We start from the raw sequence: 3767 nt of genomic DNA, 5'->3' as shown, positions 1-3767 counted from the left end.
CGGGTCGCTTAAATCGCGCCTGCGCCCCATTACAATCGAAGGAGGACATAACTTATTTTTTTCGAAATTGTGTCTTGACAATGGGGGGCATTACATTTAACGGGTGTAAGCAAAGCAACTTTATATCGTGAACTTAATAAACGGAAGGAAACGAGTGAAGGGAACCAATTAAAAAAAGCTACCAACTTTAGCAGGGTAGCTGTTTCAGTAATTCTTATAATTATTCAAATATATGAAGGGTAGCCATGTCCCCGGTAGTGGTTTTATTTTTACCCTCGTCTAAATCTTCAATCGGTATAAACATCTTGTTCAGATTTAAAGACCGAATGATATATTCAGCTAGCTCATCTTTGTAATTTCCGCTTCCGTTTTTTTCTTGATTTAAATGTCGAGCTATGCTTCCAGTAAATAAATCTGCGATTTGAACGAGCTCACTAAAATTAGACTTTAAAGAAATCAGGCTTGCTAAGGTAACTTGGTTATCAAAATAATTTTTAAACCTTGTTTGTAATTCTTGCTCCAGTTCTTTAAGCAATAATTTGTCCGTACCGGGATCCTCGTCCTTAAAATATTTAATGTCTCTAGGTAGCGTTATCCTACCAGTTTGTTGCTCATGTTCAATTCCTAAATGAACTAATTGATAATATAACGAAAATATTACTTCATCTAATTTTTTGGTCGTTATCTTTTTATTATTGGCAGCAACTGCTTTAAAGCTTGCCATCCCGGCATGGGACATAAATAAATCAAAAAATTCTTTATAAAAGTTAAGTTGATGCTTTTTTAACTCAGTAAAATGAAATTCAGATGGAAGATTAACCCCTTCTTCTTTTTTTTGAGCTTTCCACTCTTTAAGCCGAGCCTGAATGCTTCCGTGACTTTCCTGGCTATTAATCCAAACGCTTCCAACAATGGCGTAGGAAGCTCCGTTCTTTCCGCTTTCGTCACCATAAATGAAAATCGAAGCGCTCTCTGGCTTAGTTAAAAGTTGCATCTCCTTTTCAATAACTTCCTTGTTTCTTCTAAATCGATAAATTTTTTCATCGCTTTTAAATAAACCATATTCATTTTGAATCTTAGCACGCATTCTTGAAATGGAAGTAAGTCTTTCAAACGTATATAAATCCTTTGTTGAAATAGTGTCACCTTTATGTCCTTGAAATTCATTCCAATACTTAATCATTAACGTAACATCTGAATTACGGGTTGAAGGGTATCTATTAAGGATATATGCTACTTTTGTTATTCGGGTAGAAAAGTTCGAAGCAGATAAATTCTCCATTAATCTTTGACGTTCTAATTCTCGTTTTTTTATTTTCTCGGGGTCATCTTCAAGCTCTATGTGTTCCTGGCTATCTTCCTCTTCATTTAGCAATTCTTCATCAACGCGTTTTAGAATATCATCGTTTTTTTCGTCCATAAGATTACCCCCTTGCTTAGTAATGCTTAAATTTAATTATACGCTTTGTTATGGGACAAGGTAACCCTCAGATAAATAGGCGAATAATGGGCTTTATACAATTGTTACTTTGTTTTGCATAATAAAATTTAGGAGATAAATAAATAGTTGTAGTGAAATTAGTCCTTTTCAATAGCAACATGTGTTCTTATTTCAATTCTGTAAAATATTGTTAATACAACTAATGAAAAAACGCGAACTTTTTAGGAACTCTTTTGAGGGATATTCCATTGTATAATGATATCGTGCAGTACTATACAAAAGGCTTTCACACCAAATACATAAGAAAGCAAAGGATTGATCGTATTTTCGGATCGATCCTTTTTTATTTATGACTACATAGGGGGTGAATAAACTTGTTTAATGAAGAGTTTGTCTACAATTTTGTTTCAAACAAAACCGGGATTGATCTGGAGAAAGGGAAAATTGCTGTAACTTCAACCATCGAAGCGATTCAATTACTCATACAGAAAGAGGGAGTTATTGATTTAAGCCCATTCGGGTTTCCTGGGGCAGTGGCACGACCGGCCGTCTTTCCTGTCATCACATAAGGAGGCTTTACTGTGCAAATGAGTCAATTCGCAGCCTTGGTAACAATTGGGCTTATTATTTATGTATGTTATCGACTTCTAGGAAATGTCGTATCGAAAGTACTGAGATACGGAATTCTTGTCGCCATAGGATTCCTTTTACTTCAGCATTTTTTAGATATTGCAGGCGCTTTCAAACACTTCATCTTGCAACAAGTAGTACCATTTGTTAAATCCCAGGTTAACCATTTAACTAGGACAGTGACAAGTAAAAAATTTTAGGGACGAAAATACAACTCTATGAACACTCTACAGCCAGGTATCATTCTAAATTAGAGCGTTTCATCAAACATCGTAAGGCGGGGGAAAGAAGGGAAGAAAAGAGCAACAAAGCGAGCTATATCGTTGTGACCTTTAATAAGGCTTTACGCTTTAAATATAGGTAAGGCACATTTCTATAACTTTTGATACCGTATGACTCTTTTTGACACAATACAAGGATGTCTTATAGCGTGTTTCAAAGTTATTCGATGAATGACACATCATAGTAGAATCAAAAGAGTACTGACGATGTGGCACGCATCGCCAGACGTTTTATATTTAGTGAAATTGACGATGTGTGACCATGCATCCTGCTGCAAAAAAGAAGGAAAAAATGGCTATTCGCAATATGTGGTGGAATAGCAATGCTCGACTTCCAGATATAAAACGGCGATTTTGTGAAAGGTGGAGATATGATGGGTTTTGTCATTCAAAACATAAAAACCGGAAAGTATCTGAAACACAATGGAAAGACTGATGATTACCCGTTTGATGATGTGGACCGCCAGGAGGATGCGGAAGTGTACCCGTCTTTCCCACATGCAACCTTTGTCTCCACATGGTACACGGATTATTTCGAAGAATGGCGAGTGATTGATACAGAAACAGCGAAGACATACATCCGGAATAAGCAAGAAGGACTTCGCTTTGTTCCGGAACCGCCTACGGGTATTGCGCATGTTTAACGACATATCGCCGGATTTTAGATGGAACGCGACGGACACGCGGATCGGGCGGGAATTGTTAAAGCTGGAAGGCACTCCGGCCGCGAGGTGGTTGTTTGCAAAGGAAATCATTGTCCTGGACCCAACGAAAGCAGAGCGGGTACGGGAGCTTACCGTACTACGGAAGGGATGAACGGAATGTGGCCTATAAATCGAAAGATAGGGACGCGATCCGCAGTTACGTCATCCAGCCTATTTTGCGATGCTTTTGACCTGGTATTTCGCGAACTTTTTAAGAACTTTTTCGAACGATATTAGGAGGTATAATAATAGTGTAAAGAAGTGTAAAAACCGTTCTGGTTAAGTTTCCAAGAACGGTTTTTTTGTGTTTCAAAAACTACATCCAAAGAATGAACTGGAAACCGAATTTCCATCACAAAATTAGAGAATGCTTTTTTTGATCGGTTCTAATCAGTTCTATATGTGTTTAGAACTGAAAAATTCCCCTATATTACGATATTTGTTTTTGGGAACTAATCCTTAGAACTGATTGGAAGGGATGAATAAATGGAAAAAATAGAAGTATATTTACCAGCTGATTTAAAGGCGAAGGTCGTAAAAGATGCAGAAGATGATCTGGTCAGCGAGAGTGCTATCGTTCGTAAAATCATTAAAAATTATTATGAACTGAAAGAAATGTAACCGTCAAGTACCTTTGAGCAGATTTCGCTAAATAAGTTTTAACACCTAAAAGTTTCCAAATATGGTCTCTCTGTGTTTGAGACGAAAGCT

General features: G+C 37.1%; 5 protein-coding genes. 4 read left to right on the top strand and 1 reads right to left on the bottom strand.

Annotation, left to right across the window (positions count from 1 at the left end; translation table 11 throughout):
• Window positions 1–220: 220 nt before the first annotated feature.
• Window positions 221–1420 (bottom strand): DUF3800 domain-containing protein, encoded by a 1200-nt coding sequence (locus H525_RS25730; RefSeq protein WP_051331075.1) that lies wholly within the window; start codon window positions 1418–1420, stop codon window positions 221–223.
• 395 nt (window positions 1421–1815) lie between these two features.
• Here H525_RS25730 and H525_RS0115190 point away from each other — a divergent pair, with 395 nt between their 5' ends.
• The 4 genes from H525_RS0115190 (at window position 1816) to H525_RS29045 (ending at window position 3677) form a co-directional block, all read left to right on the top strand.
• On the top strand, window positions 1816–2010 hold the full coding sequence (locus tag H525_RS0115190) for a hypothetical protein (RefSeq protein ID WP_027416886.1): 195 nt from the start codon (window positions 1816–1818) through the stop codon (window positions 2008–2010).
• A 713-nt stretch (window positions 2011–2723) separates the two neighbouring features.
• Window positions 2724–2996, top strand: coding sequence for a hypothetical protein (locus H525_RS24315; RefSeq protein ID WP_155837332.1), 273 nt, complete (start codon window positions 2724–2726; stop codon window positions 2994–2996).
• Window positions 2989–3168: a hypothetical protein gene (locus tag H525_RS0115175; RefSeq protein WP_027416884.1), complete on the top strand. Its 180-nt coding sequence runs from the start codon at window positions 2989–2991 to the stop codon at window positions 3166–3168. Before H525_RS24315 ends, H525_RS0115175 begins: the two co-directional genes overlap by 8 nt.
• A gap of 374 nt (window positions 3169–3542) precedes the next feature.
• Window positions 3543–3677 (top strand): hypothetical protein, encoded by a 135-nt coding sequence (locus tag H525_RS29045; RefSeq protein ID WP_281172625.1) that lies wholly within the window; start codon window positions 3543–3545, stop codon window positions 3675–3677.
• Window positions 3678–3767 lie beyond the last annotated feature (90 nt).

The organism is Aneurinibacillus terranovensis DSM 18919, from assembly GCF_000430625.1.
In the GTDB taxonomy this organism is placed as follows: Bacteria; Bacillota; Bacilli; order Aneurinibacillales; family Aneurinibacillaceae; genus Aneurinibacillus_B; species Aneurinibacillus_B terranovensis.
The sequence above is the reverse complement of the archived record's forward strand: the minus strand, read 5'-3'. Positions and strand labels throughout refer to the sequence as shown.

Coding starts and splice junctions, on each gene's coding strand:
- H525_RS0115175 (WP_027416884.1), top strand. CDS start 2,989: ATGTTTAACGACATATCGCCGGATTTTAGATGGAACGCGACGGACACG.
- H525_RS29045 (WP_281172625.1), top strand. CDS start 3,543: ATGGAAAAAATAGAAGTATATTTACCAGCTGATTTAAAGGCGAAGGTC.
- H525_RS24315 (WP_155837332.1), top strand. CDS start 2,724: ATGATGGGTTTTGTCATTCAAAACATAAAAACCGGAAAGTATCTGAAA.
- H525_RS25730 (WP_051331075.1), bottom strand. CDS start 1,420: ATGGACGAAAAAAACGATGATATTCTAAAACGCGTTGATGAAGAATTG.